The organism is Amycolatopsis solani, from assembly GCF_033441515.1.
In the GTDB taxonomy this organism is placed as follows: domain Bacteria; phylum Actinomycetota; class Actinomycetes; order Mycobacteriales; family Pseudonocardiaceae; genus Amycolatopsis; species Amycolatopsis solani.
This window is the reverse complement of record NZ_JAWQJT010000003.1, coordinates 282,606-307,736: the sequence shown is the minus strand read 5'-3', so window position 1 is coordinate 307,736 and position 25,131 is coordinate 282,606. Positions and strand designations below refer to the sequence as shown.

Below are 25,131 nucleotides of genomic sequence, written 5' to 3'. Positions count from 1 at the left end.
ACGGAGCTGACACATGTCCACCCCGAGCGACCGGGTCGTCGAAGCACTCCGTGCCGCGATGAAGGAGTCCGAGCGGCTCAAGCGGCAGAACCAGGAACTGCGGGCCGCCGCCACGGAGCCGATCGCCATCGTGGCCATGGGCTGCCGGTTCCCCGGCGGCGTCCGCGGTCCCGAAGCGCTGTGGCGGCTCGTCGAGGACGGCGGGGACGCGATCGGGCCGTTCCCCGCCGACCGCGGCTGGGACGTCGAGGCGGTCACCGGCGCCGGGGTCGACGAGCGGGGCATGGGCGTCAGCCAGGCCGGCGGGTTCCTCGACGGCGTAACCGATTTCGACGCGGCGTTCTTCGGGATCTCGCCCCGCGAGGCGGTGTCCCTGGACCCGCAGCAGCGGCTGCTGCTGGAGGTGTCCTGGGAAGCGATCGAACGGGCCGGTATCGACCCGAAGCGGTTGCGCGGCAGCCGGACCGGCGTCTTCACCGGCACGAACGGGCAGGACTACGCCTACCTGATGGTCCGGTCGCTGGCCGACGCCGACGGTTCGGTCGGCACCGGCATCGCGGCGAGCGCGCTGTCGGGCCGGGTGGCCTACACGCTCGGGCTCGAGGGCCCGGTCGTCACGGTCGACACGGCGTGCTCGTCGTCGCTGGTCGCGGTGCACCTGGCCGCGCAGGCGCTGCGGGCGGGGGAATGCACCCTCGCACTGGCCGCGGGCGTGAACGTGATGTCGACGCCGGGGTCGCTGCTGGAGTTCAGCCGCCAGGGCGGGCTGTCCGCCGACGGCCGCTGCAAGGCCTTCTCCGACGACGCCGACGGGACCGGCTGGTCCGAAGGCATCGGCGTGCTGGTGCTGGAGAAGCTGTCGGACGCGCAGCGCCACGGGCACGAGGTGCTCGCCGTCGTCCGCGGCACCGCGGTGAACTCCGACGGCGCGTCCAACGGCTTCACCGCGCCCAACGGTCCTTCGCAGCAGCGCGTGATCCGCGCCGCGCTCGCCGCGTCCGGACTGTCCACTTCGGACGTCGACGTCGTCGAGGCGCACGGCACCGGGACGAAGCTCGGCGACCCGATCGAGGCCCAAGCGCTGCTGGCCACCTACGGGCAGGACCGGGAAACGCCGCTGCTGCTGGGGTCGGTCAAGTCCAACATCGGGCACACCCAGGCGGCCGCGGGGGTCGCCGGGATCATCAAGGTGGTCGAGGCGATCCGGCACGGGGTCGTGCCGCGGACGCTGCACGCGGACACGCCGTCGTCCCATGTGGACTGGAGCTCCGGTGCGGTCCGGCTCGCCACGGAGAACCAGCCGTGGCCTTCGGCTGATCGTGAGCGCCGGGCCGGGGTGTCGTCGTTCGGGGTCAGCGGGACCAACGCCCACGTGCTGATCGAACAGGCACCCGCCGCGCCGGTCACCGCGGCTTCGCGTACTGAAATCCCGGCGCCGTGGCTGATTTCCGGTCGGACCCCGGCCGCGCTGCGCGCCCAGGTCGCGCAGATCGCCGGCGTCACCGCCGATCCTCTCGACGTTGCTTTCTCGCTGGCCACCACCCGTTCGGCGTTCGAAGAGCGGCTGAGCGTCTCGGGGCCGGACCCCCGTGCGGCGCTGACCGCCTGGCTGGCGGACGGGGACGCGCCCGGTGTCTTCACGGGTTCGGTCGAGCGGCCGCCCGCGCTCGCCTACGTCTTCACCGGCCAGGGCGCGCAGTGGCTCGGGATGGGCCGCGCGCTGGCCGCGCGGTTCCCCGTCTTCGCCGACGCGCTGGCCGCGTCGCTCGACCGGCTCGACCCGGCCGTCCGCGAGGTGCTGCGGGGGACCGACGCCGCCGCGCTGGACCGGACCGGGTCCGCGCAGCCCGCGTTGTTCGCGGTCGAGGTCGCGCTGTTCCGGCTCCTGGAGTCCTGGGGGATCCGGCCCGACTTCGTCGCCGGGCACTCCGTCGGCGAGATCGCCGCCGCGCACGTGTCCGGGGTGCTGTCGCTCGACGACGCCTGCGTGCTGGTGAGCGCGCGGGCCCGGCTGATGCAGGCGCTGCCCGCCGGGGGCGCGATGGTCGCCGTCCGCGCGAGCGAGGCGGACGTCCGGCCGTACTTGAGCGACGACGTCGCCATCGCCGCGGTCAACGGCCCGCGGTCGGTCGTGCTGTCCGGCGCCGAGGACGCCGTGCTGGCCGCCGCCGCGCACTTCGAGCGCACGCGCCGGCTTTCGGTGTCGCACGCGTTCCATTCGCCGCTGATGGACCCGATGCTCGACGACTTCCGCGCGGTGGTGGGCGGGTTGTCGTTCGCCGAGCCGGTGCTGCCGTTCATGGCTTCCGGGGACGTGACCACGGCCGAGTACTGGGTGCGCCACGTCCGCGAGCCGGTCCGGTTCGCCGACGCCGTCGCGCGCCTCACCGAGTCCGGCGCGTCGGTGTTCGCCGAGCTGGGCCCGGACGCCGCGCTCACCCCGCTGCTCGGGGACGTCACCGCGATCCCGCTGGGGCGCCGGGACTCCGACGAGCCCGCGGTGCTCACCGAAGCGCTGGCCGGACTGCACACCGCCGGCGTCCGGGTCGACTGGACGACGTTCTTCGCCGGCACCGGCGCCCGCGCGGTCTCGCTGCCGACGTACCCGTTCCAGAGCGAGCGGTTCTGGCCGTCCACTGTGGACATCACCGCCGACGCCGCCGGGCTCGGCCTGGACCCGGTCGCGCACCCGCTGCTGGGCGCGTCCCTGGCCCCGGCCGGGTCCGACGGCCTGCTGCTCACCGGGCGCATCTCCGCGCGCACCCACCCGTGGCTCACCGGCGGCGTGTTCCCCGGCACCGGGTTCGTCGAGCTCGCCCTGCGCGCGGGCCTCGACCTCGGCTGCGACCTGGTCGAAGAACTCACCCTCGGCGCCCCGCTGGAACTGGCCGCCGACGGGGCCGCCGACCTGCAGCTCACGGTGGGCGAGCCGGACGCGACCGGCCGCCGCCGCCTCGACATCCACACCCGCGGCGAGGGCAGCTGGATCCGCCGCGCCGAGGGCGTCCTCGCCACCGGTGCGCACCACGAAGACTTCGCGGACGACCCGGGCACCGAAGTCGCGTTCGGTGAGGACGAAGCCGACACGGCTCGTTTCGGGCTGCACCCCCGGCTCCTCGACGAGGTGCTGCGGGCCGCGGGCATCACCGGCTATCCCACCCGGTGGACGCGGGTTTCGCTGCACGCGGCGGGCGCGGCCCGCGTCCGCGTCCGGGCCGGTGACGGCGGGGCGCTGGCCCTCACCGACACCGCCGGGCAGCCGGTGGCGTCGATCGGCTCGGTGCGCGCGGAAGCCGTAACCGCCCAGTCCGATGTGGACTCGCTGTTCGAGCCGCGCTGGGCGCCGGTCGTGCTGCCGCCGGCGGGCGCCACCGACGTCACGCTGGTCCGGCTGACCCACGACGGCAGCCCCCTCGACGGCCTCACCACGCTCACCACCCGCGCGCTCGAGCTGGCGCAGGAGTGGCTGGCGGACGACCGTTCCACGGACTCTCGGCTGGTCTTCGTGACCGAAGCCGGCGACCTCGCCGCCGCGGCCGTGCACGGCCTGATCCGCACGGCTCAGGCGGAAAACCCGGGCCGCTTCGTCCTGGTCGACGCCGACGCCGAAACCACCGACGCCGTCATCCACCGCGCCCTCGCCCTCGACGAACCCCAGCTGCGCCTGCGTGCCAACACCGCCCAGGCCCTCCGCCTCGCCCGCGTAGACGCGGAGCTTTCACGTGAAAGCTCCGCCTGGGACCCGGACGGGACCGTTCTGATCACCGGGGGCACCGGGGGACTGGGGGCGGAGCTGGCCCGGCACCTCGTGCGGGAGCACGGCGTCCGGCACCTGCTGCTGCTCAGCCGCCGTGGGCCGGACGCACCGGGGGCGCGGGAGCTGCGGGAGGAGCTCGGCGTCGAGATCCGCGCGTGCGACGTCGCCGACCGCGACGACCTGGCCGCCGCGCTCGCCGCCATCCCGGCCGAGCACCCGCTGACCGCGGTCGTCCACGCGGCCGGCGTGCTCGACGACGGCGTCGTCACCGCGCTCACCCCCGACCGGCTCGCCCCGGTGCTGGCCGCCAAGGCCGCCGCCGCGTGGCACCTGCACGAGCTGACCCACGATCTGGACGCGTTCGTGCTGTTCTCCTCGGTCGCCGGGCTCATGGGCGGCGCCGGGCAGGGCAGCTACGCCGCCGCCAACAGCTTCCTCGACGCCCTCGCCGCCCACCGCCGTGCCGCCGGGCTGCCCGCGCACGCCCTGGCATGGGGCTCCTGGACGGTCGGCATGGCCGGCTCGCTCGCCGAAGCCGACCGCGCGCGGATGGCCCGCTCGGGCATGCCGCCGCTGGAACTCGAGCACGGACTTTCGCTGTTCGACACCGCGCTGACGCTGCCGCGGGCCGTGGTGGCGCCGGTCGCCGTCGACCTCGCCGCCCTGCGCCTGCTCGAAGAGCTGCCGCCGCTCCTGCGTGGGCTCGCCGGGGGCATCCGCCGCTCGGCCGCCACGACGTCCGCGGCCGCCGCCGATCTCGCCGGCCGGCTGCGCGAGCTGAGCGGCGAGGAGCGGCTGGCTCAGGTGACCGACCTGGTCCGCGGCCGCGCCGCGACCATCCTCGGGCACGCCGATCCCGCCGCCGTCGGCGCCACGAAGTCGTTCTCCGACCTGGGTTTCGACTCCCTGACCGCGGTCGAGCTGCGCAACCGCCTGGCCGCGCTCACCGGCTTGCGGCTGCCGTCGACGCTGGTGTTCGACCACCCGACGCCGATCGCGGTCGCCCGGCTGGTGCTGGCCGAGCTGTTCGGCGGCGCCGACGCGCCCACCGCGGTGGTGGCCGGACGGCGGGACGACGACCCGGTCGTCGTGGTCGGCGTCGCCTGCCGCTTCCCGGGCGGGGTCGCGAGCCCCGAAGACCTGTGGGACCTGGTCGCCGGCGGCCACAGCGGCGTGTCGAGCTTCCCCACCGACCGCGGCTGGGACGCTGCCGCGCTCGCCGCCTCCGACACCCGCGCGGGCGGGTTCCTCTACGACGCCGCCGAATTCGACGCGGGCTTCTTCGGGATCTCGCCGCGCGAAGCCGTCGCGATGGACCCGCAGCAGCGGCAGCTCCTGGAGGTGTCCTGGGAGGCGCTGGAACGCGCTGGGCTGGACGCCACCGGCTTGCGCGGCTCGCGCACCGGCGTGTTCGTCGGCACCAACGGCCAGACCTACTCCGACCTGTTCCTCACCGCCGACGTCGAGCTGCGCGGGCAGACCGGCACCGGCATCGCGGGCAGCGTCGTGTCCGGCCGGCTGTCCTACGTGCTGGGCCTGGAAGGCCCGGCGATGACCATCGACACCGCCTGTTCGTCGTCGCTGGTCGCGATGCACCTCGCGGCGCAGTCGCTGCGCGCGGGGGAGTGCGACCTCGCGCTCGCCGGTGGTGTCACGGTGATGGCGACGCCGGGCGGGTTCGTCGGGTTCAGCGGCCAGAACGGCCTCGCGCCGGACGGGAACTGCAAGGCGTTCTCCGACGACGCCGACGGCACCGGGTGGTCCGAAGGCGTCGGCGTCCTGGTGCTGGCGCGGCAGTCCGAGGCGATCCGCGCCGGGCACGAGGTCCTCGCCGTGCTCAAGGGCTCCGCGGTCAACCAGGACGGCGCTTCGAACGGCCTCACCGCGCCGAACGGGCCGTCGCAGCAGCGGGTGATCCGGGCCGCGCTGGCCGACGCGGGTCTGTCCACTTCGGACGTCGACGTCGTGGAGGCGCACGGCACCGGGACGACTCTCGGCGATCCCATCGAGGCCCAGGCACTGCTCGCGACCTACGGGCAGGACCGTGAAACGCCGTTGCTGCTGGGGTCGGTGAAGTCGAACATCGGGCACACGCAGGCCGCCGCGGGCGTGGCCGGGGTCATCAAGGTGATCGAGGCGATGCGGCACGGGATCGTGCCGAAGTCGTTGCACGTCGGCGAGCCGTCGTCCCATGTGGACTGGGAAGCCGGTGCGGTCGAGGTTGTCGCCGAGGCGGTCGAGTGGCCGTCGGTGGACCGCGTCCGCCGGGCGGGGGTTTCGTCGTTCGGGATCAGCGGCACCAACGCCCACGTCATCCTCGAAGCACCCGAGCCGCGGTCGGTTCCCTCGCCGCGGCCGGAGGTTCCGGTCGTGCCGTGGGTCGTCTCCGGCAAGACCGAGGACGCCCTCCAGGCCCAGCTCGACCGGCTCACCGAGGCCGGGCTCGACCCGCTCGACGCCGGCTACTCCCTGGTCACCACCCGCGCGAGCTTCCCGCACCGCGCGGTCCTGCTGGCCACGCCGGACGGCGTCCGCGAGATCGCGCGCGGCACCGGGGAAGCGCCTACGGTGGGCTTCCTGTTCACCGGCCAGGGTTCCCAGCGGCTCGGCATGGGCCGCGAGCTGTACGCGACCTCGAAGCCGTTCGCCGACGCGCTCGACGCCGTCCTGGCCCACCTCGACCCCGGCCTGCGGGACGTCCTGTGGGGCGACGACGCGAGCCTGCTCGCCGAGACCGGCTGGGCGCAGCCGGCGTTGTTCGCGCTCGAAGTCGCCCTGGCCCGCATGGCCGAGGCGCACGGCGTCCGGCCGGCGCGGGTCGCCGGGCACTCCGTCGGCGAGATCGCCGCCGCCCACCTCGCCGGGGTCCTGTCCCTCGAGGACGCCTGCGCGCTGGTGACCGCCCGCGGCCGCCTGATGCAGGCCCTGCCGCGCGGTGGCGCGATGGTCGCGGTCGAGGCGTCCGAAGCCGACGTTCGCGCCCGGCTGGTCGACGGCGCCGGCATCGCGGCGGTCAACGGCCCGCACGCGGTCGTGCTCTCGGGCACCGAAGCCGCGGTGCTCGCGGTGGCGTCGCACTTCGGGAAGACCAAGCGGCTCAAGGTGAGCCACGCGTTCCACTCGTCGTTGATGGACCCGATGCTGGACGAGTTCCGCGAGGTCGTCGCGGGGCTGGCGTTCGCGTCGCCGCGGATCCCGGTGGTCACCACCGGCGACGTCACCGAGCCGGAGTACTGGGTCCGGCACGTCCGCGACACCGTCCGCTTCGCCGACGTCCTCGCCGAGCTCGACGTCACGGCGTTCGTCGAGATCGGTCCGGACGGGGTGCTGTCGGCGATGGTCGACGAGCCCGGCGCGCTCGTGACCCCGTTGCTGCGCAAGGACCGCCCGGAAACCGAGTCCGTCCTCAGTGGACTGGCGCGGCTGCACGTCGCCGGCGCCGACGTCGACTGGACGCCGTGGTTCCCCGGCGCCCGGCGGATCACCCTGCCCACGTACGCTTTCCAGCGGCAGCACTACTGGCCGCGGGTCGTCCCGGGCCGCGGCGCCGTCGAACGCCTCGGGCTCACCCCGGCCGGGCACCCGCTGCTGGACTTCGCGGTCGACCTCGCCGACTCCGGCGGTGTCGTGCTGTCCGGGCTGCTGTCGCGAGACGCGCAGCCGTGGCTGGCCGACCACGTCGTCGGCGGGCACGTGCTGTTCCCCGGCACCGGGTTCCTCGACCTGGCCGTCCGCGCGGCGGACCAGGTCGGCTGCTCCGCCGTGGAAAGCCTCTCCATCGCCGCGCCGCTGTGGCTGCGTCCGGACGAGCCGGTGCTGCTGCAGATCGCCGCCGGCGGCCCGGACCACGCCGGGCGCCGCGAGCTGACCATTTCCTCGCGCGGCACCGGCCCGGACGCCGAGTGGGTGCAGCACGCGGCGGGGTTCGTCGCGGTCGGCGAGCACCCGGCCGCGGCGGTGGCGGGCGAGTGGCCGCCGTCCGGCGCCACCGAGCTCGACGTGTCCACTGTGTACCCCGAGCTGGCCGCGACCGGCCTGGCCTACGGGCCCGCGTTCCGCGGCCTGACCCGGGCCTGGCTGGACGGCGACGCGCTGCTCGCCGAGGCAGAGCTGCCCGGCGAGGCCGACGGCGACTACGGCCTGCACCCCGCTCTGTTCGACGCGGTCCTGCACGCCCTGCACCGGCTCGACACGGTCGCGGGCGGCCTGCCGTTCGCGTGGTCCGGGGTGTCCCTGCACGCCTCGGGCGCGACCCGGATCCGCGCCCGGATCACGCCGGTGGACCGCGAGTCGGTGGCCATCGCCGTCACCGACGAGACCGGCGCGCCGGTGCTGACGGTCCAGTCCCTCCAGCTGCGCGAAGCGGCCCAGCGTGACGCCGACGACGACTCCCTCTACCAGCTGGCGTGGGTCCCGGCGGCCCTGGCCAAGGACGCGCCGGCGGGCACGTGGGCCCTCCTCGGCGACGACCCGCTCCTGGCGTCCGTCGCCCGCCCGTGCGCGGACCTCGAAACAGCACTGGCCCTCGAACCGGACGTCCTCCTGGTCCCGCTCGGCGTCGTGAGTGATAAGTCGGGTTCTAACCCGACTTATCACTCACGACCGGCCGCGGCAGACCTGCTGGCCGCCGTCCGGGAGGTCACCGCGCGGGCGCTGAGCGTGCTGCAGGACGCCGACGAGCGGGCCCAGCGGGTCGTGTTCGTGACCCGGGAAGCTGTCGCCGTCGAGCCGGGGGACCGCGTCGCCGACCTCGCCGCCGCCGCGGCGTGGGGGCTCGTGCGGTCCGCGCAGTCCGAACAGCCCGGCCGGTTCGTGCTCGTCGACCTCGAAGCCGGCGCGGCGCTGCCCGGCACCGGGTTCGTCGTCTCCGGGGAACCCCAGTTCGCCGTCCGCGGCGAAAGCGTCCGCGTCGCCCGGCTCGGCCGCCTGGCCGGCAACGGCGACCTCCTGCCTCCCGCGGTACCGGCGTGGCGACTCACCGCCGGTCCCGCGGGCATCGACGACCTGGGCGCCGAAGCGTGCCCGGACGTGCTCGCCGACCCGCCCGCCGGGCACGTCCGGGTCCGCCTCGAAGCGGCCGGGCTCAACTTCCGCGACGTCCTGTCCGTGCTCGGCATGTACCCGGGCAAGCTCGGTGACCTGGGCGCGGAAGGCGCCGGCGTGATCGAGACGACCGGCGAGGGCGTGGACCCGGCCCGCGTCGGCGAACGCGTCTTCGGCATGCTGCCCGGCTCGTTCGGCACCCACAGCGTCTCGGACCCGCGCTACCTCGCGCCGGTGCCCGCCGGGTGGTCCGCGCGCACCGCCGCGTCCGTCCCGCTGGTGTTCCTGACCGCGTACTACGCACTCGTCGACCTCGCGAACCTCAAGCCCGGCCAGAAGATCCTCGTCCACGCGGGCGCCGGCGGCGTCGGCATGGCCGCCATCCAGCTCGCCCGCCACCTCGGCGCCGAGGTCTTCGCGACGGCGAGCGCGGGCAAGCAGCACGTCCTGCGCGAACTCGGCGTCGCCGACGACCACATCGCCTCCTCGCGCTCGCTGGAGTTCGAAGCCGACTTCCGCCGCGTCACCGGCGGCGCGGGCGTCGACGTCGTCCTCAACGCGCTGGCGGGCGAGTTCGCCGACGCCTCGATGAACCTGCTCGCCGACGGCGGCCGGTTCCTCGAGATGGGCAAGACCGACATCCGCGACGCCGCCGCGCTGCCGCGGATCCGCTACCGCGCCTTCGACCTCGGCGAGGCCGGGCCCGACCGCACGGCCGAACTGCTCGGCGAACTGCTGCGGCTCTTCGCCGACGGCGTCCTGACGCCGCTGCCGATCCGGAGCTGGGACCTGCGCCAGGCCCCGGCCGCGTTCCGGCACATGAGCCGCGCGAAGCACGTCGGCAAGATCGTGCTGACCCTGCCGCCGCGCTGGGAACCCGACGGCACCGTGCTCATCACCGGCGGCACCGGCGGGCTCGGCCGCGAGCTGGCCCGGCACTTCGTGCGCACCCACGGCGTCCGGCACCTCGTGCTCACCAGCCGCCGCGGCCCCGACGCCCCTGGCGCGGCCGAACTGCGCGACGAACTGGGCGTGGACGTCACGATCGAAGCCTGCGACGCCGCCGACCGCGACCAGCTCGCCGCCGTGCTCGCCCGGATCCCGGCCGCGCACCCGCTGCGGGGTGTCGTGCACACCGCGGGCGTCCTCGACGACGGCGTCGTCGCCTCGCTCGACCCGGCCCGCCTGGACACCGTGCTGCGGCCCAAGGCCGACGCCGTCGTCCACCTCGACGAGCTGACGCGCGACCTCGACCTGTCGGCGTTCATCGTCTTCTCCTCGGTCGCCGGCACGGTCGGCTCGGCCGGGCAGGGCAACTACGCCGCCGCCAACGCCTTCCTCGACGCCTTCGCCCAGCGCCGGCACGTCGAAGGCCGGGCCGCGCTCTCCTTGGCTTGGGGCGGCTGGGAAACCGGCATGGTCGGCACCCTCACCGACGCCGACCGCGAGCGGATGGCCCGCGGTGGCGTCCCGCCGCTGACCGTCGAGCAGGGCATCCGGCTGTTCGACCGGGCGACCCGCTCGCCGGGCGCGGTGGTCGTGCCGATGCGCGTGGACATGACGGCGATGCGGGCCCAGGGCGAGCTGCCGTGGCTGCTGCGCCCGGTCGCCAAGCCCGGCCGCCGCCGCGCGGGCGGCGACGCCGAGCACGTGCGCGGCTCCCTGCGCGAACAGCTCGCCGGAATGCGCGCGGCCGAGCAGCTGCGGGTGCTCACCGGCCACGTCGCCACCGAGGTCGCCGCGGTGCTCGGGCACGCGGCCGACGACGTCGAGACCACGCGGGAGTTCCGCGAACTCGGCTTCGACTCGCTGACCGCGGTCGAGTTCCGCAACCGGCTCGCCGCGGTGACCGGGCTGCGGCTGCCCTCGACGCTGGTGTTCGACTACCCGACGCCGGGCGCGGTCGCGGAGTTCCTGCGCGGCGAGCTGGTCGGCTCGGGGGACACCGGGACCGCCGTCGTGGTCACCGGGCCGGTGTCCGACGACCCGGTCGTGGTGGTCGGCATGGCGTGCCGGTTCCCCGGGGGCGTCACCGGTCCCGACGGGCTGTGGGACCTGGTCGCCTCGGGCGCGGACGCCGTTTCGGGCTTCCCGGCCGACCGCGGCTGGGACACCGCCGCGCTGGCCGCCAGCGACACCCAGGCGGGCGGCTTCCTCTACGACGCCGCCGAATTCGACGCCGCGTTCTTCGGGATCTCGCCGCGTGAAGCGGTCGCGATGGACCCGCAGCAGCGGCTCCTCCTCGAAGTGTCGTGGGAGGCGTTCGAGCGCGCCGGGCTGGACGCGACGCGCCTGCGCGGCTCGCGCACCGGCGTTTTCGTCGGCACCAACGGCCAGACCTACTCCGACCTGCTGATGACGACCGACGCCGACCTGCGCGGGCAGACCGGCACCGGCCTGGCCGCGAGCGTCGCCTCCGGCCGCCTGTCCTACGTGCTGGGCCTGGAGGGCCCGGCGATGACCATCGACACGGCGTGCTCGTCGTCGCTGGTGGCGCTGCACCTGGCCGCGCAGTCGCTGCGGTCGGGGGAGTGCGACCTCGCCCTCGCCGGCGGCGTGACCGTGATGGCCACCCCGGGCGGGTTCATCGGGTTCAGCGGCCAGAGCGGCCTCGCCCCCGACGGCCGGTGCAAGGCGTTCTCCGACGACGCCGACGGCACCGGCTGGTCCGAAGGCGCGGGGCTGCTGGTCGTCGAGCGGCAGTCCGACGCGCGGCGCCACGGGCACCGGATCCTCGCCGTGGTGCGGGGTTCCGCGGTCAACCAGGACGGCGCTTCGAACGGCCTGACCGCGCCGAACGGGCCGTCGCAGCAGCGGGTGATCCGGGCCGCACTCGCCAACGCTGGTCTGTCCACTTCGGACGTCGACGTCGTCGAGGCGCACGGCACCGGCACCACCCTCGGCGATCCCATTGAGGCGCAAGCCCTGCTGGCCACCTACGGCCAGGACCGCGTCACGCCGTTGCTGCTCGGGTCGATCAAATCCAACATCGGGCACACGCAGGCCGCCGCCGGGGTCGCCGGGATGATCAAGGTGATCGAGGCGATGCGGCACGGGATCGTGCCGAAGTCGTTGCACGTCGGCGAGCCGTCGTCCCATGTGGACTGGGAGGCCGGTGCGGTCGAGGTCGTCGCGGAGGCGGTCGAGTGGCCGTCGGTGGACCGCGCCCGCCGCGCCGGTGTCTCCTCGTTCGGGATCAGCGGCACCAACGCCCACGTCATCCTCGAAGCTCCCGAATCGAAGCCGGAAGAGCCCCGCGAAGAGGTCGCCGCGACGCCGGTGCCGCTCGTCGTCTCCGGCCGGACCGCCGACGCGCTGCGAGACCAGGCCACCCGCCTGGCCGACCGGCTGGATACGTCCGCGGACCTGCTTGACGTCGCTTTCGCCGCCGCCACGACCCGGGCGAGCTTCGCCCATCGGGCCGCGATCGTCGCCGCTGCACCGGAAGCGGCGATCCGCGAGCTGCGGGCGCTGGCCGGGGGCGCCGAGGCCGGCCGCCCGCCGGTGCTGGCCTTCCTCTTCACCGGCCAGGGCGCGCAGCGGCTCGGCATGGGCCGCGAGCTGGCGGCGGCCTACCCGGTCTTCGCCGAAGCCCTCGACGAGGTGCTCGCCTTCTTCGAACCCGGGCTGCGGGACGTCGTCTGGGGTGCGGACGCCGACGCGCTCGCGCAGACCGGGCACGCGCAGCCCGCCCTCTTCGCGATCGAGGTCGCCCTGGTGCGGCTGCTGGCGTCGTGGGACGTGCGGCCGGACTTCGTCGCCGGGCACTCCGTCGGCGAGATCGCCGCCGCGCACGTCGCCGGGGTGGTGTCCCTGGCCGACGCGTGCGCGCTGGTGGCCGCCCGCGGCCGCCTGATGCAAACGCTTGCGCCCGGTGGCGCGATGGTCGCCGTCGAAGCGTCCGAAGAGGACGTTCGCCCGCTGCTGACCGGCGAGGTCGGCCTGGCGGCGGTGAACGGACCGCGCTCGGTCGTGCTCTCCGGCGCCGAAGACGCCGTGCTCGCGGTGGCGGCGCGGTTCGAGAAGACCAAGCGCCTCACCGTCAGCCACGCGTTCCACTCGCACCTGATGGACCCCATGCTCGACGACTTCCGCGCGGTCGTCGCCGGGCTGACGTTCGCCGAGCCGGAGCTCCCGGTCGTCACCGCCGGCGACGTCACGGACCCGGAGTACTGGGTCGGGCACGTTCGCGGCACCGTCCGGTTCGCCGACGCGGTCGCCGGGCTGGCCGGGCGCGGGGTGACGTCGTTCGTCGAGGTCGGGCCGGACGCCGTGCTCACCGCCCTGGTCGACGTCCCGGGCGCGAGCGTCGTCCCGCTGCTGCGCCGCGACCGCGACGACCGCGCCGCCGTGGCCGCCGCGGTGGCCGCGCTGTACCGGACCGGCACCCGGATCGACTGGGCCGCGTTCTTCGACGGAACCGGCGCCCGCGCCGCGGAGCTGCCGACCTACGCCTTCCAGCGCCGCCGCTACTGGCCGGAACCGGCCGCGCGGACCGCCGCGGACGACTCGTTCTGGTCGGTGGTGGAGAACGGTGACCTCGCGTCGCTGGCCGCGGACCTCCGGGTGGACGCCCCGGCCCTGGAGTCGGTCGTCCCGGCGCTGTCGGCCCTGCGCGCCCGCCGGCAGCGGCAGTCCGTGGTGGACGGCTGGCGCTACCGCGTCGAGTGGCGTCCCCTCACCACCACGACCGCGCCGACCGGCGAACGCCTGGTCCTCGTCCCGTCGTCGGACGACCCGTGGTTCCGTCAGGTCGCGGACGCGTTGGGTACTGCGCTGACGGTGTCCACTGTGGACCGGGCGGAGCTGGCGGACCTGCTCCGCGACCACCTCGCCCCGGTCGTCGTCTCGCTGCTCGCGCTCGAGGAGACCACCGCGCTCATCCAGGCCCTGGACGACCTCGGCGCCGACACGGCCTTGTGGTGCGTCACCCGCGGCGCCGTCTCCACCGGCCCCGCCGACCCGGTGACCGCTCCCGACCAGGCCGCGGTCTGGGGTCTCGGCCGCGTCGCCGCACTGGAGTACCCGCGCCGCTGGGGCGGGCTCGTCGACCTCCCGGCCGAGCTCGACGCCCGGATCCTCGGCCGCTTCGCCGCGGCCCTCGACGGCGACGACGACCAGCTCGCCGTCCGCGCTTCGGGCGTCTACGGCCGCCGCCTCACTCCGGCCACCGCCGCACCCACGCCGTGGCGGCCCCGCGGCACGGTCCTCGTCACCGGCGGCACCGGCGCGCTCGGCCGCCACGTCACGAAGTGGCTGCTCGACCAGGGGGCCGGCCGGGTCGTGCTGGCCAGCCGCTCCGGCGGCGAACCCGGCCCCGACGAGCGGGTCGTCATCGCCCGCTGCGACGTCGCCGACCGCACCCAGCTCACCGAACTTCTCGAGACTCACCAGCCCGACGCCGTCGTGCACGCCGCCGGTGTCCTCGACGACTGCGTCCTCGGCGGCCTCACCCCGGACCGCTTCGACGCCGTCTTCCGCGCCAAGGTCGACTCCGCACTGCTGCTCGACGAGCTGACCGGCGACCTCGACGCGTTCATCCTGTTCTCCTCGGTCGCCGGCGCCGTCGGCAACCCCGGCCAGGCCAACTACGCCGCCGCCAACGCCGTGCTCGACGCGCTCGCCGAAGCCCGGCGCGCCCGCGGGCAGGCCGCGACGTCGATCGCCTGGGGCGCCTGGGCCGGGGACGGCATGGCCGCCGGCCTCGGCGGCGGCCTGGACCCCGACCTCGCCGTCACCGTGCTCGCCGACGCGGGCGGCCCGGCCGCGCAGCTCGTCGTCGCCGACATCCAGAACGCCGACGTCCTGCGGTCGCTGCTGAGCATCCGCCGCAGCCCGCTGCTGGCCGACCTGCCGGTCGTCCGCCGCGTCCTCGCCGAGCTCGAGACGGCTCCCGCGGCGGGCGGAGCGCTGGCCACGCGGCTGCTCGCGGCCCCCGCCGCCGAACGCGCGAGCGTGCTGCTGGACCTGGTCCGCGAGCACGTCGCCACCGTGCTCGGGCACGACGGCACCGCCGAAATCGGCGCCACCCGGGCGTTTTCCGACCTCGGGTTCGACTCGCTCACCGCGATCGAGCTGCGCAACCGGCTCGACGCCGCGACCGGCCTGAGCCTGCCCGCGACGCTGGTGTTCGACCACCCGAACCCCTTGGCCCTGGGCGAATTCCTCCTCGCCGAAGTGCTCGGCGGCGACGTCCCGGCGCCCGCCGCGGCGGGCCCGGCGGGCACCACGGACGACCCGATCGTCGTGGTCGGCATGAGCTGCCGCTTCCCCGGCGGCGTCCGCACGCCGGAAGACCTGTGGACGCTGCTGGCCGAGGGCCGCGACGCGATCACCGGCTTCCCCGCCGACCGCGGCTGGGACATGTCCGCGCTGGCGGGCGAAGGCCGCGGCAGCAGCTACGTCGACCGCGGCGGGTTCCTGCCCGACGCCGCCGACTTCGACCCCGAGTTCTTCGGGATCTCCCCGCGCGAAGCACTGGCGATGGACCCGCAACAGCGCGTGCTGCTGGAAACGTCGTGGGAAGCCGTGGAACGCACCGGCATCGACCCCAGCGTCCTGCGCGGCAGCCGCACCGGTGTCTTCGTCGGCACCAACGGCCAGGACTACGCCGGGGTGATCGTCCGCTCCGCCGACGATGTCGAGGCCCACGCGGGCACCGGCGTCGCGGCGAGCGTCGTGTCCGGGCGACTGTCCTATGTGCTCGGTCTCGAAGGTCCGGCGATGACGATCGACACGGCGTGTTCGTCGTCGCTGGTCGCGTTGCACCTCGCCGCGCAGGCCCTGCGCGCGGGGGAGTGCGACCTCGCGCTCGCCGGCGGCGTCACGGTGATGGCCACCCCGGTCAGCTTCGTCGGCTTCAGCCGCCAGAACGGCCTCGCGCCGGACGGGCTGTGCAAAGCGTACTCCGACTCCGCCGACGGCACGAGCTGGTCCGAAGGCGTGGGCGTGCTCGTCGTCGAGCGGCTGTCCGACGCGCGCCGCCACGGCCACGACGTCCTCGCCGTGGTGGCGGGTTCGGCGATCAACTCCGACGGCGCGTCCAACGGCCTCACCGCCCCCAACGGCCCGTCGCAGCAGCGCGTGATCCGGCAGGCACTGGCGAGCGCCGGGCTGCGTCCGTCCGAAGTGGACGTCGTCGAAGGGCACGGCACCGGCACGACCCTCGGCGACCCGATCGAGGCGCAGGCGCTGCTGGCCGCTTACGGCCAGGACCGCTCGGCGCCGTTGCTGCTGGGTTCGGTGAAGTCCAACCTCGGTCACACCCAGGCCGCGGCGGGCGTCGCCGGTGTCATCAAGATGATCCTGGCCCTGCAGCGCGAACAGCTGCCGGCGTCGCTGCACGTGACCGAGCCCTCCACCCACGTCGACTGGACTTCGGGCGGGGTCGAGCTGCTCACCGAGCCCGTCGAGTGGCGGGAGAACGGGCACCCGCGCCGGGCCGGCGTCTCGTCGTTCGGGCTGTCCGGCACCAACGCGCACGTGATCATCGAGCAGGCCCCGGCTTTCTCCCCGGCGCCGCCGGCGCGGGAGGTCATGCCGGGCGTGGTGCCGTGGCTAATCTCCGGCCGGTCGGAAGCCGCGCTCGACGCCCAGCTCGACGCCCTGCCCCACGGCCTCGACCCGCTCGACGCCGGGTTCTCGCTCGCCACCACACGCTCGGCGTTCGAGCACCGGGCCGTGCTCATCGACGGCACGCCGGTCGCCCGCGGGATCGCGCGGGAGCGGTCGGTCGCGTTCCTCTTCACCGGCCAGGGTTCGCAGCGGCTCGGCATGGGCCGCGGGCTCTACGAGCGGTTCGGAGTGTTCGCCGACGCTTTCGACGCGGTCTGCGCCCACCTCGACACCGCCTTGCCGCGTCCGCTGCGCGAAGTCGTCTTCGGCGACGACGCCGCGGTGCTGGGCGAGACCGGCTGGGCCCAGCCCGCGCTCTTCGCGCTCGAAGTCGCGCTGTTCCGGCTGGTGCGGTCGTGGGGGGTGCGGCCCGCGTTCCTCGCCGGGCACTCGGTCGGCGAGATCGCCGCCGCGCACGCCGCCGGGGTGCTGTCGCTGGCCGACGCGTGCACGCTCGTCGCGGCCCGCGCCCGGCTCATGCAGGCGCTGCCGCCGGGCGGCGCGATGGTCGCCGTGCGCGCCACCGAGGACGAGGTCCGGCCGCTGCTGTCGGCCGACGTCTCGCTCGCCGCGGTGAACGGCCCGTCGTCGATGGTGCTGTCCGGGACCGAGGCCGCTGTCCTGGCCGCGGCCGAGGGCTTCGAGCAGACCAAGCGGCTCACCGTGTCGCACGCGTTCCACTCGGCGGCGATGGAGCCGATGCTCGGCGAATTCCGCGCGGTCGTCGCCGGATTGACTTTCCGCGCACCGGGAATCCCGGTCGTCGGCGACTTCACCTCGCCGGAGTACTGGGTGCGGCAGGTCCGCGACACCGTCCGGTTCGCCGACACGACCGCGCACCTGCTCGACGCCGGGGTCACGGCGTTCGCCGAGCTGGGCCCGGACGCCGTGCTCACCGCGCTGGTCGACAGCGAAGTCCTAGCGCCGGTGCTGCGTGCCGGGCGCGACGAGGAGACCACCGCCGTCACCGCGCTGGCCGCGTTGCACGTCGGCGGCGTGCCGGTGGACTGGGCCGCGTTGTTCGACGGCACCGGCGCCCGGCGGGTTTCGCTCCCGACGTATGCCTTCCAGCGGCAGCGGTACTGGCCGCGGCTCGTCCCGGGCGCGCACCAGCTCGGCATCACCGCGGCCGGGCACCCGCTGCTCGGCGCGGTCACCGAGGTGGCGGGCTCCGGCGAGGTCGTGTTCTCCGGCCGGCTGTCGCCGTCGTGGGTCGACGAGCACGTGATCGGCGGCCAGGTGCTGTTCCCCGGCGCCGGCTTCCTCGAACTCGTGGTGCGGGCCGGTGACCAGGTCGGCTGCGGCCGGGTCGAGGACTTCACCGTGGCGGCACCGCTGGTGCTGTCCGGCGCGACGCTCGTGCAGGTCGTGGCGGGCGCCCCGGACGCGGACGGCCGCCGCGAGGTCAGCGTGTCCTCCCGCCCCGACACCGAGTGGATCCGCCACGGCACCGGCGTCCTGACGCCGGGCACGCTCCCCGCCGGCTTCGACGCGGGGGAGTGGCCGCCCGCCGGAGCGTCCGAAGTGGACTTGACCGGGTTCTACGACAACTTCGCCGAGGCGGGCTTCGCCTACGGGCCGCAGTTCCGCGGCCTGCGGCGCGTCTGGCTGCGTGACGGCGAAGTCTTCGCCGAAGCCGAGCTGCCGGGCGACGACCACGAGGAGTACGGCCTCCACCCGGCACTGCTCGACTCGGTCCTGCACGCCATCACTTTCGCTGATTCAGTGCCGGGCGGGCTCCCGTTCTCCTGGGCGGGCGCGGAGCTGCACGCGGCGGGCGCGCGCCGGGTCCGGGCCCGGATCACCCGCGCCGGCGACGACTCGGTCACCCTCGACCTGGCCGACGAGACCGGCGCGCCGGTGCTGTCGGTGGACGCGCTCACCCTGCGCGCGGCGACGCCGGTCGAGTCCGGCCCCGAGTCGCTGTTCCGGCTCGACTGGCAGCCGCTGCCCGGTGCGGTCCCCGAAGGCACCTGGGCGGTGCTGGGCTCCCGGCTCGCGGAGCTGGGCACGGCGTACCCGGACCTCGCCACGGCGCTGGCCGCGGAGCCGGACGTGCTGCTGGTGCCGGTGCACGGCGGCGCCGACGTGCTCGACGGCGTGCACCGCCTCACCGCCGACGTCCTCACCACCCTGCAGATCCCGAACGAGACCACCCGGATCGTCTTCGTCACCGAAGGCGCCGTCGCCGGGGAAGACCTCGCCGCGGCCGCCGTCTGGGGCCTCGTCCGGTCCGCGCAGACCGAAAACCCGGGCCGGTTCGTGCTCGCCGACGTCGACGACGCCTCCCTGGCCGGACTCCCCGCCGCCGTCGCCACCGGCGAACCGCAACTGCTCCTGTGCGACGGCACCGCCCGCGCCGCCCGCCTCGGCCGCGCGCCGCTTTCACGTGAAAGCTCCCACCTGGGGGCGTCGCTTTCACGTGAAAGCGACGCTTGGGACCCGGACGGGACCGTCCTGATCACCGGGGGGACCGGGGGGCTGGGGCGGGTCTTCGCCCGGCACCTGGCCGCCGAGTACGGCGTCAAGCACGTCCTGCTCGCCAGCCGCCGCGGCGGCGACGCCGACGGGATCGTCGAGCTGGTCGCCGAACTCGCCGCGCACGGCACCGAAGTCACCGTCGCCGCCTGCGACCTCGCCGACCGCGCCGCCGCCGCGGACCTGCTCGGAAGCATTCCCGCCGACCGGCCGCTGACCGCCGTCCTGCACGCCGCCGGCGTCCTCGACGACGGCGTCCTCGGCTCCCTCGACGCCGGACGGCTCGACACCGTGCTGCGCCCGAAGGCCGACGCCGCCTGGCACCTGCACGAGCTGGCCGGCGACGTCGCCGCGTTCGTGCTGTTCTCCTCGGTCGCCGGCACCATCGGCTCGCCGGGCCAGGCGAACTACGCCGCCGCCAACGCCTTCCTCGACGCGCTCGCCGCGCACCGGCACGCCCGCGGGCTCGCCGCGACGTCACTGGCGTGGGGCGCCTGGGAGACCGGCATGGTCGGCACCCTCACCGACGCCGACCGCGAGCGGATGACCCGCGCGGGCATGCCGCCGCTGCCGGTCGAGCAGGGGTGCGCGCTGTTCGACCGGGCGATCGCGCTCACCGAGCCCGCGCTCGTGCCGGTGCTGCTGGACCTGCCGCGCATCCGCAGCGCGGCCGAGCCGCCGTGGCTGCTGCGCCCGATCGGCCGCAAGAGCCGCCGCGGCGCGGGCCGGGCCACCCCGGCCGCGAACGCCCTGCGCGAACGGCTTTCCGGCCTCCGCGAGAGCGAGCAGCACAAGGCCCTGCTGGAGGTCATCCGCACCCAGGTCGCCGCCGTGCTCGGGTTCGACGCCGCGGCCGTCGACGTCGAGCGCGAGTTCCGCGGCCTCGGCTTCGACTCCCTCACCGCGGTCGAGTTCCGCAACCAGCTCGCCACCGCGACCGGCCTGCGGCTGCCCGCGACCCTCGTGTTCGACCACCCGACCCCGGTCGTGCTGGCCGGCTTCCTGCGCGGCGAACTGGCCGGGGACGACACCCCGGTCGCGCGCACGACGGTCAAGGCGCCGGTGTCCGACGAGCCGATCGCCATCGTGTCGATGGCCTGCCGCTACCCGGGCGGGGTCACCTCGCCCGAGGAGCTGTGGCAGCTCGTCCTCGACGGCGGCGACGGCGTGGGCCCGTTCCCGGCCGACCGCGGCTGGGACCTGGCCGGGCTGTTCGGCGCCGACCGCGGCCGTTCCTACGTCCGCGAAGGCGGGTTCCTCGGCGAGGCCGGGATGTTCGACCCCGGCCTGTTCGGGATCTCGCCGCGGGAGGCCCTCGCGATGGATCCGCAGCAGCGGTTGCTGCTCGAAACGTCCTGGGAGGTCATCGAACGCGCCGGCGTCGACCCGCTTTCGTTGCGCGGCAGCAAGACGGGCGTGTTCGCGGGCGTGATGTACCACGATTACGGCCAAGGCGTGCAGTTCCCGGAGGAGGCACTCGGCTTCCTCGGCATCGGCACCGCGGGCAGCGTCATGTCCGGCCGCGTCGCTTACGCGCTCGGGCTGGAAGGCCCGGCGGTCACCGTCGACACGGCTTGTTCGTCGTCGCTGGTCGCCATGCACTGGGCCGCGCAGGCCCTGCGCGCCGGGGACTGCGAGCTGGCGATCGCGGGTGGGGTCACGGTGATGGCCACCCCGGGTGCCTTTGTCGATTTCTCGGCTCAAGGCGGCCTCGCGCAGGACGGCCGGTGCAAGTCGTTCTCCGACTCCGCCGACGGCGTCGGCTGGGCCGAAGGCGTCGGCGTGGTCCTGCTGGAGCGCCTGTCCGACGCCCGCCGCCAGGGCCACGAAGTCCTCGCCGTGGTGCGCGGGTCGGCGGTCAACCAGGACGGCGCGTCCAACGGCCTCACCGCGCCGAACGGCCCATCGCAGCAACGGGTGATCCGCCAGGCGCTGACGGTCTCGGGCCTCACGACGTCCGATGTGGACGTCGTGGAAGGCCACGGCACGGGGACGCCGCTGGGTGACCCGATCGAGGCGCAGAGCCTCCTGGCGACCTACGGCCGCGACCGCGAAACGCCGTTGCTGCTGGGCTCGGTGAAGGCCAACATCGGCCACACGCAGGCCGCCGCCGGCGTCGCGGGCGTGATCAAGATGGTGCAGGCCATGCGTCACGGCGTCGTCCCGAAGTCGCGCTACTCCGATGTGCCGTCGTCCCATGTGGACTGGACCGAAGGCGCGGTCGACCTGGTCCCGGACACCACGGCGTGGCCCGAGACCGGGCGGGTTCGCCGCTCGGCGGTGTCGTCGTTCGGGATCAGCGGCACCAACGCCCACGTCATCCTCGAACAGCCGGCCGAGCAGCCCGCTTCCCGGCCCGCTCAGGCCGGCGCCGGTCCGGTGCCGGTCGTGGTCTCCGGCCGGACGCCGGAAGCCCTGCGTGCCCAGGCCGACCGGCTGGCCGACCACCTCGAGACGACCGACATCCCGGTGACCGACCTGGCGCACGCGACCGCGACGACCCGGGCGGCGTTCACGCACCGCGCGGCCGTCGTCGGAAGCGAACTCGCCGAGGTCGTCACCGGACTGCGTGCCGTCGCGGCCGGGGATCCGGCGCTGCAAGGTGAGGCTCGCGTCGCGCCGCCGGTCGCGTTCCTCTTCTCGGGGCAGGGTGCGCAGCGCGTCCACATGGGACGCGAGCTGTACCTGGCGCACCCGGTGTTCGCGGCCGCGTTCGACGAGGTCCTGGCGTTGCTCGACCCGGAGGTGCACGCCGCGCTCGGCGACGAAGACCGCATCGACCGCACGGAGTTCGCGCAGCCCGCCCTGTTCGCCTTCGAGGTCGCACTGGTCCGGCTGCTCGAGTCCTGGGGCGTGCACCCCGACTTCGTCACCGGGCACTCGGTCGGCGAGATCGCCGCCGCCCACGTCGCCGGGGTGCTGTCCCTTTCGGACGCCTGCGCGCTGGTTTCCGCGCGGGCCCGGCTGATGGGCGCGCTGCCCTCCGGCGGCGTCATGGTGGCGGTGCGGGCGTCCGAAGCGGACGTTCTCCCGTTCGTCGGCGAAGGCGTCGACGTCGCCGCCGTGAACAGCCGCGGCTCGGTCGTCCTTTCCGGACACGAAGAGGCCGTCGTCGCGGTCGCGGCGAAGTTCGCCAAGCACCGGCGCCTGCGTGTCTCGCACGCCTTCCACTCGGTGCTGATGGAGCCGATGCTCGCCGAATTCGGCGACGTCGTCGCGAAGCTGGACTTCGCCGAGCCGCGCGTGCCGGTCGTGTCGGCGGGCGACGTCACGTCACCGGCGTACTGGGTCAGCCAGATCCGCGACACCGTCCGCTTCGGCGACGCGATCGAGCGGCTCACCGAAGCCGGCGTGACGGTGTTCGCCGAGCTCGGCCCGGACGCCACGCTCACCGCGGTCGTCGACGAACCGGCCGCGCACGTGATCCCGGTGCAGCGCAAGGACCGCGACGAAGCCACCGCGGCCGCCGAGGCCCTCGCGCGGCTGCACGTCGCCGGGGTCGCCGTCGACTGGGCCGCCCGCTTCCCGAAGGCGCGCCGCGTCACGCTGCCGACGTACGCCTTCCAGCACGAGTGGTTCTGGCCGCTGCCGGCCGCCGGCGGCGACGCCACCGGCCTCGGCCTCGCCCCGGCCGGGCACCCGCTGCTCGGCGCGACCCTCGCGCTGGCCGACTCGCCGGGCGTGGTCTTCTCCGGCCGGCTGTCCGCGGCCACCCAGCCGTGGCTGCGCGACCACGTCGTCGGCGGCACGATCCTGTTCCCCGGCGCGGCTTTCCTCGAACTGGCGGTCCGCGCCGCCGACGAGGTGGGCTGCGCGGCGGTCGAGGACCTGACCCTGGCCGTGCCGCTCGTGCTCGACCCGGACGGCGCCGTCGTGCTGCAGCTGGCCGTCGGCGAGCCCGGCGAAGGCGGCCGCCGCGAGCTGACGATCTCCTCGCGGACCGACGACGACTGGACCCGGCACGCGACCGGCACCCTGGTGCCGCGCGCGGTCGCCGCCGGGCCGCTGCCCGGAGCCTGGCCGCCGGCCGGCGCGGTCGAGGCCGACCTGACGGACTTCTACGCCCAGGCGGCCGAAGCCGGGTTCGCCTACGGGCCCGCGTTCCGGGGCCTGCACCGCGTCTGGCGCGCCGGCGCCGAGGTCTACGCCGAGCTGGCCCTGCCGGACGGCACCGAAGCCGGCCGGTTCGGGCTGCACCCGGCGTTGCTCGACGCGGCCCTGCAGGCCATCGGCTTCGGCGAGGGCGCGCCGGCCGGGCTGCCGTTCGCCTGGACCGGCGTCACGCTGCACGCGTCCGGTGCGAGCCGCGCGCGGGTCCGGATCACCCCGGCCGGCGGCGACTCGGTGACGCTGGCGCTGGCCGACGACGCCGGGAAGCCGGTCCTGACCGCCACCGGCGTCACCCTCCGCGCGGCCGAAGCCCCCGCCGAGGCGGATGCGCTGTTCGAGCTGCGCTGGACGCCCGTCCCGATCCCCGAGCCGGGCACCGAGACGTGGGCGGCCGTCGGGACCGACCTCGCCGCCGCCCTCGGCGTCGAGGCCCAGCCGGACTTCGCGACCGCTCTGGTGTCCGGCGCCGACGTCCTGGCCATCCCGGTCACCGGCGGTCCGGACGCGGTGGCGTCGGCCCACGCGCTCACCGCGGAAGTCCTCGGATACCTGAAGAGCCCGGCACCGCGGCTGGTCTTCGTCACCCGCGGGGCGATCGGCGGGGACGACGTCGCCGCGGCCGCCGTCTGGGGCCTGGTGCGCTCGGCGCAGTCCGAGGAGCCCGGCCGGTTCGTCCTCCTGGACGCCGACGCCCCCGACGGCGACGGCATCCGCGCGGCCCTGGCCACCGGCGAGCCCCAACTGCTCCTGCGCGACGGAACCCTGAGCGTCGCCCGCCTGACCCGAGCGTCGCTTTCACGTGAAAGCGACGCCTGGGACCCGGACGGGACGGTGCTGATCACGGGCGGGACCGGCGGGCTGGGGCGGGTCTTCGCCCGGCACCTCGTGGCCAAGGGCGCGCGGAAGCTGCTGCTGCTCAGCCGTCGTGGGCCGGCGGCTGAGGGGGTCGACGAGCTGGTCGCGGAGCTGGCCGGGGCGGACGTCCGGGTCGTGGCCTGTGACGTCAGCGACCGGGACGCGCTCGCCGCCGTGCTCGCTGATGTTCCCGACCTGACCGCCGTCGTGCACACCGCGGGGGTCGTCGACGACGGGGTGCTGGCCTCGCAGTCGCCGGAACGGCTGGAGACGGTGTTCGCGCCGAAGCTCGACGCGGCCTGGCACCTGCACGAACTCGCCGGCGACGTCGCCGGGTTCGTGCTGTTCTCCTCGGTGGCCGGCACCATCGGCACGCCGGGGCAGGCCAACTACGCGGCGGCGAACGCGTTCCTCGACGCCCTCGCCGTCCACCGCAGGACTCTCGGCCTGGCCGGGGTGAGCCTGGCCTGGGGTGCCTGGGACACCGGCATGACCGGCGACCTGACCGACGCCGAGCGTGAGCGGATGGTCCGCGGCGGGATGCCGCCGCTGAGCGCCGAACAGGGCACGGACCTGTTCGACCGCGCGGTGGCCGGTGGCACCGCGCACCTCGTCCCGGTGCGCGTCGACCTGCCCACCCTGCGCACCCGCGGCGAGCTGCCGTGGCTGCTGCGCCCGGTGGGCCGTCCCGGCCGGCGCAGCGCGGCCGCCGGGACGGACCGCGCCGCCGCGGGCGATCTGCGGGTGCGGCTGGCGTCCCTGCGGGAGAGCGAGCAGGAGCGGACGCTGCTGTCCCTGGTGCGCGACCAGGTTTCGGCGGTGCTCGGGCACCCCGCCGAGCAGGTCGGGGCCGGGCTGGAGTTCCGCGAACTGGGCTTCGACTCGCTGACCGCGGTCGAGTTCCGCAACCGGCTCACCGCGGCGACCGGGCTGACCCTGTCGGCGACGCTCGTCTTCGACTACCCGACCCCGGCCGGGCTCGCCGCGCACCTGCGGGCCGAGCTGGCCCCGGCGCCGGCCGCCGCGGCTTCGCTGCCGGACGGGCTCGACCGGCTCGAAGAGCTGGTCGCCGCGGGCACGGCGAGCGACTTCGCGGAGGCGGACGTCGCGGCCCGGCTGCGCCGGCTCCTGGCGAAGATCACCGACGCGGAGCCCGCCGGCGAAGACGTCTCGGAGCGGCTCGACGCGGCCAGCACGGACGACATCTTCGCCTTCATCGACAACGAACTGGGCCGGCTCGGCGACGGGTCCGGACTCGAGCGGGAGGGCTGAGG

General features: G+C 75.1%; 1 protein-coding gene. It reads left to right on the top strand.

All coding sequences use genetic code 11. The features are described 5' to 3' along the window. The first annotated feature begins 13 nt into the window (after positions 1-13). Positions 14-25,129, top strand: a complete 25,116-nt coding sequence (locus SD460_RS34085) for a type I polyketide synthase (protein WP_318307281.1) — start codon at positions 14-16, stop codon at positions 25,127-25,129. The last annotated feature ends 2 nt before the right edge of the window (positions 25,130-25,131 follow it).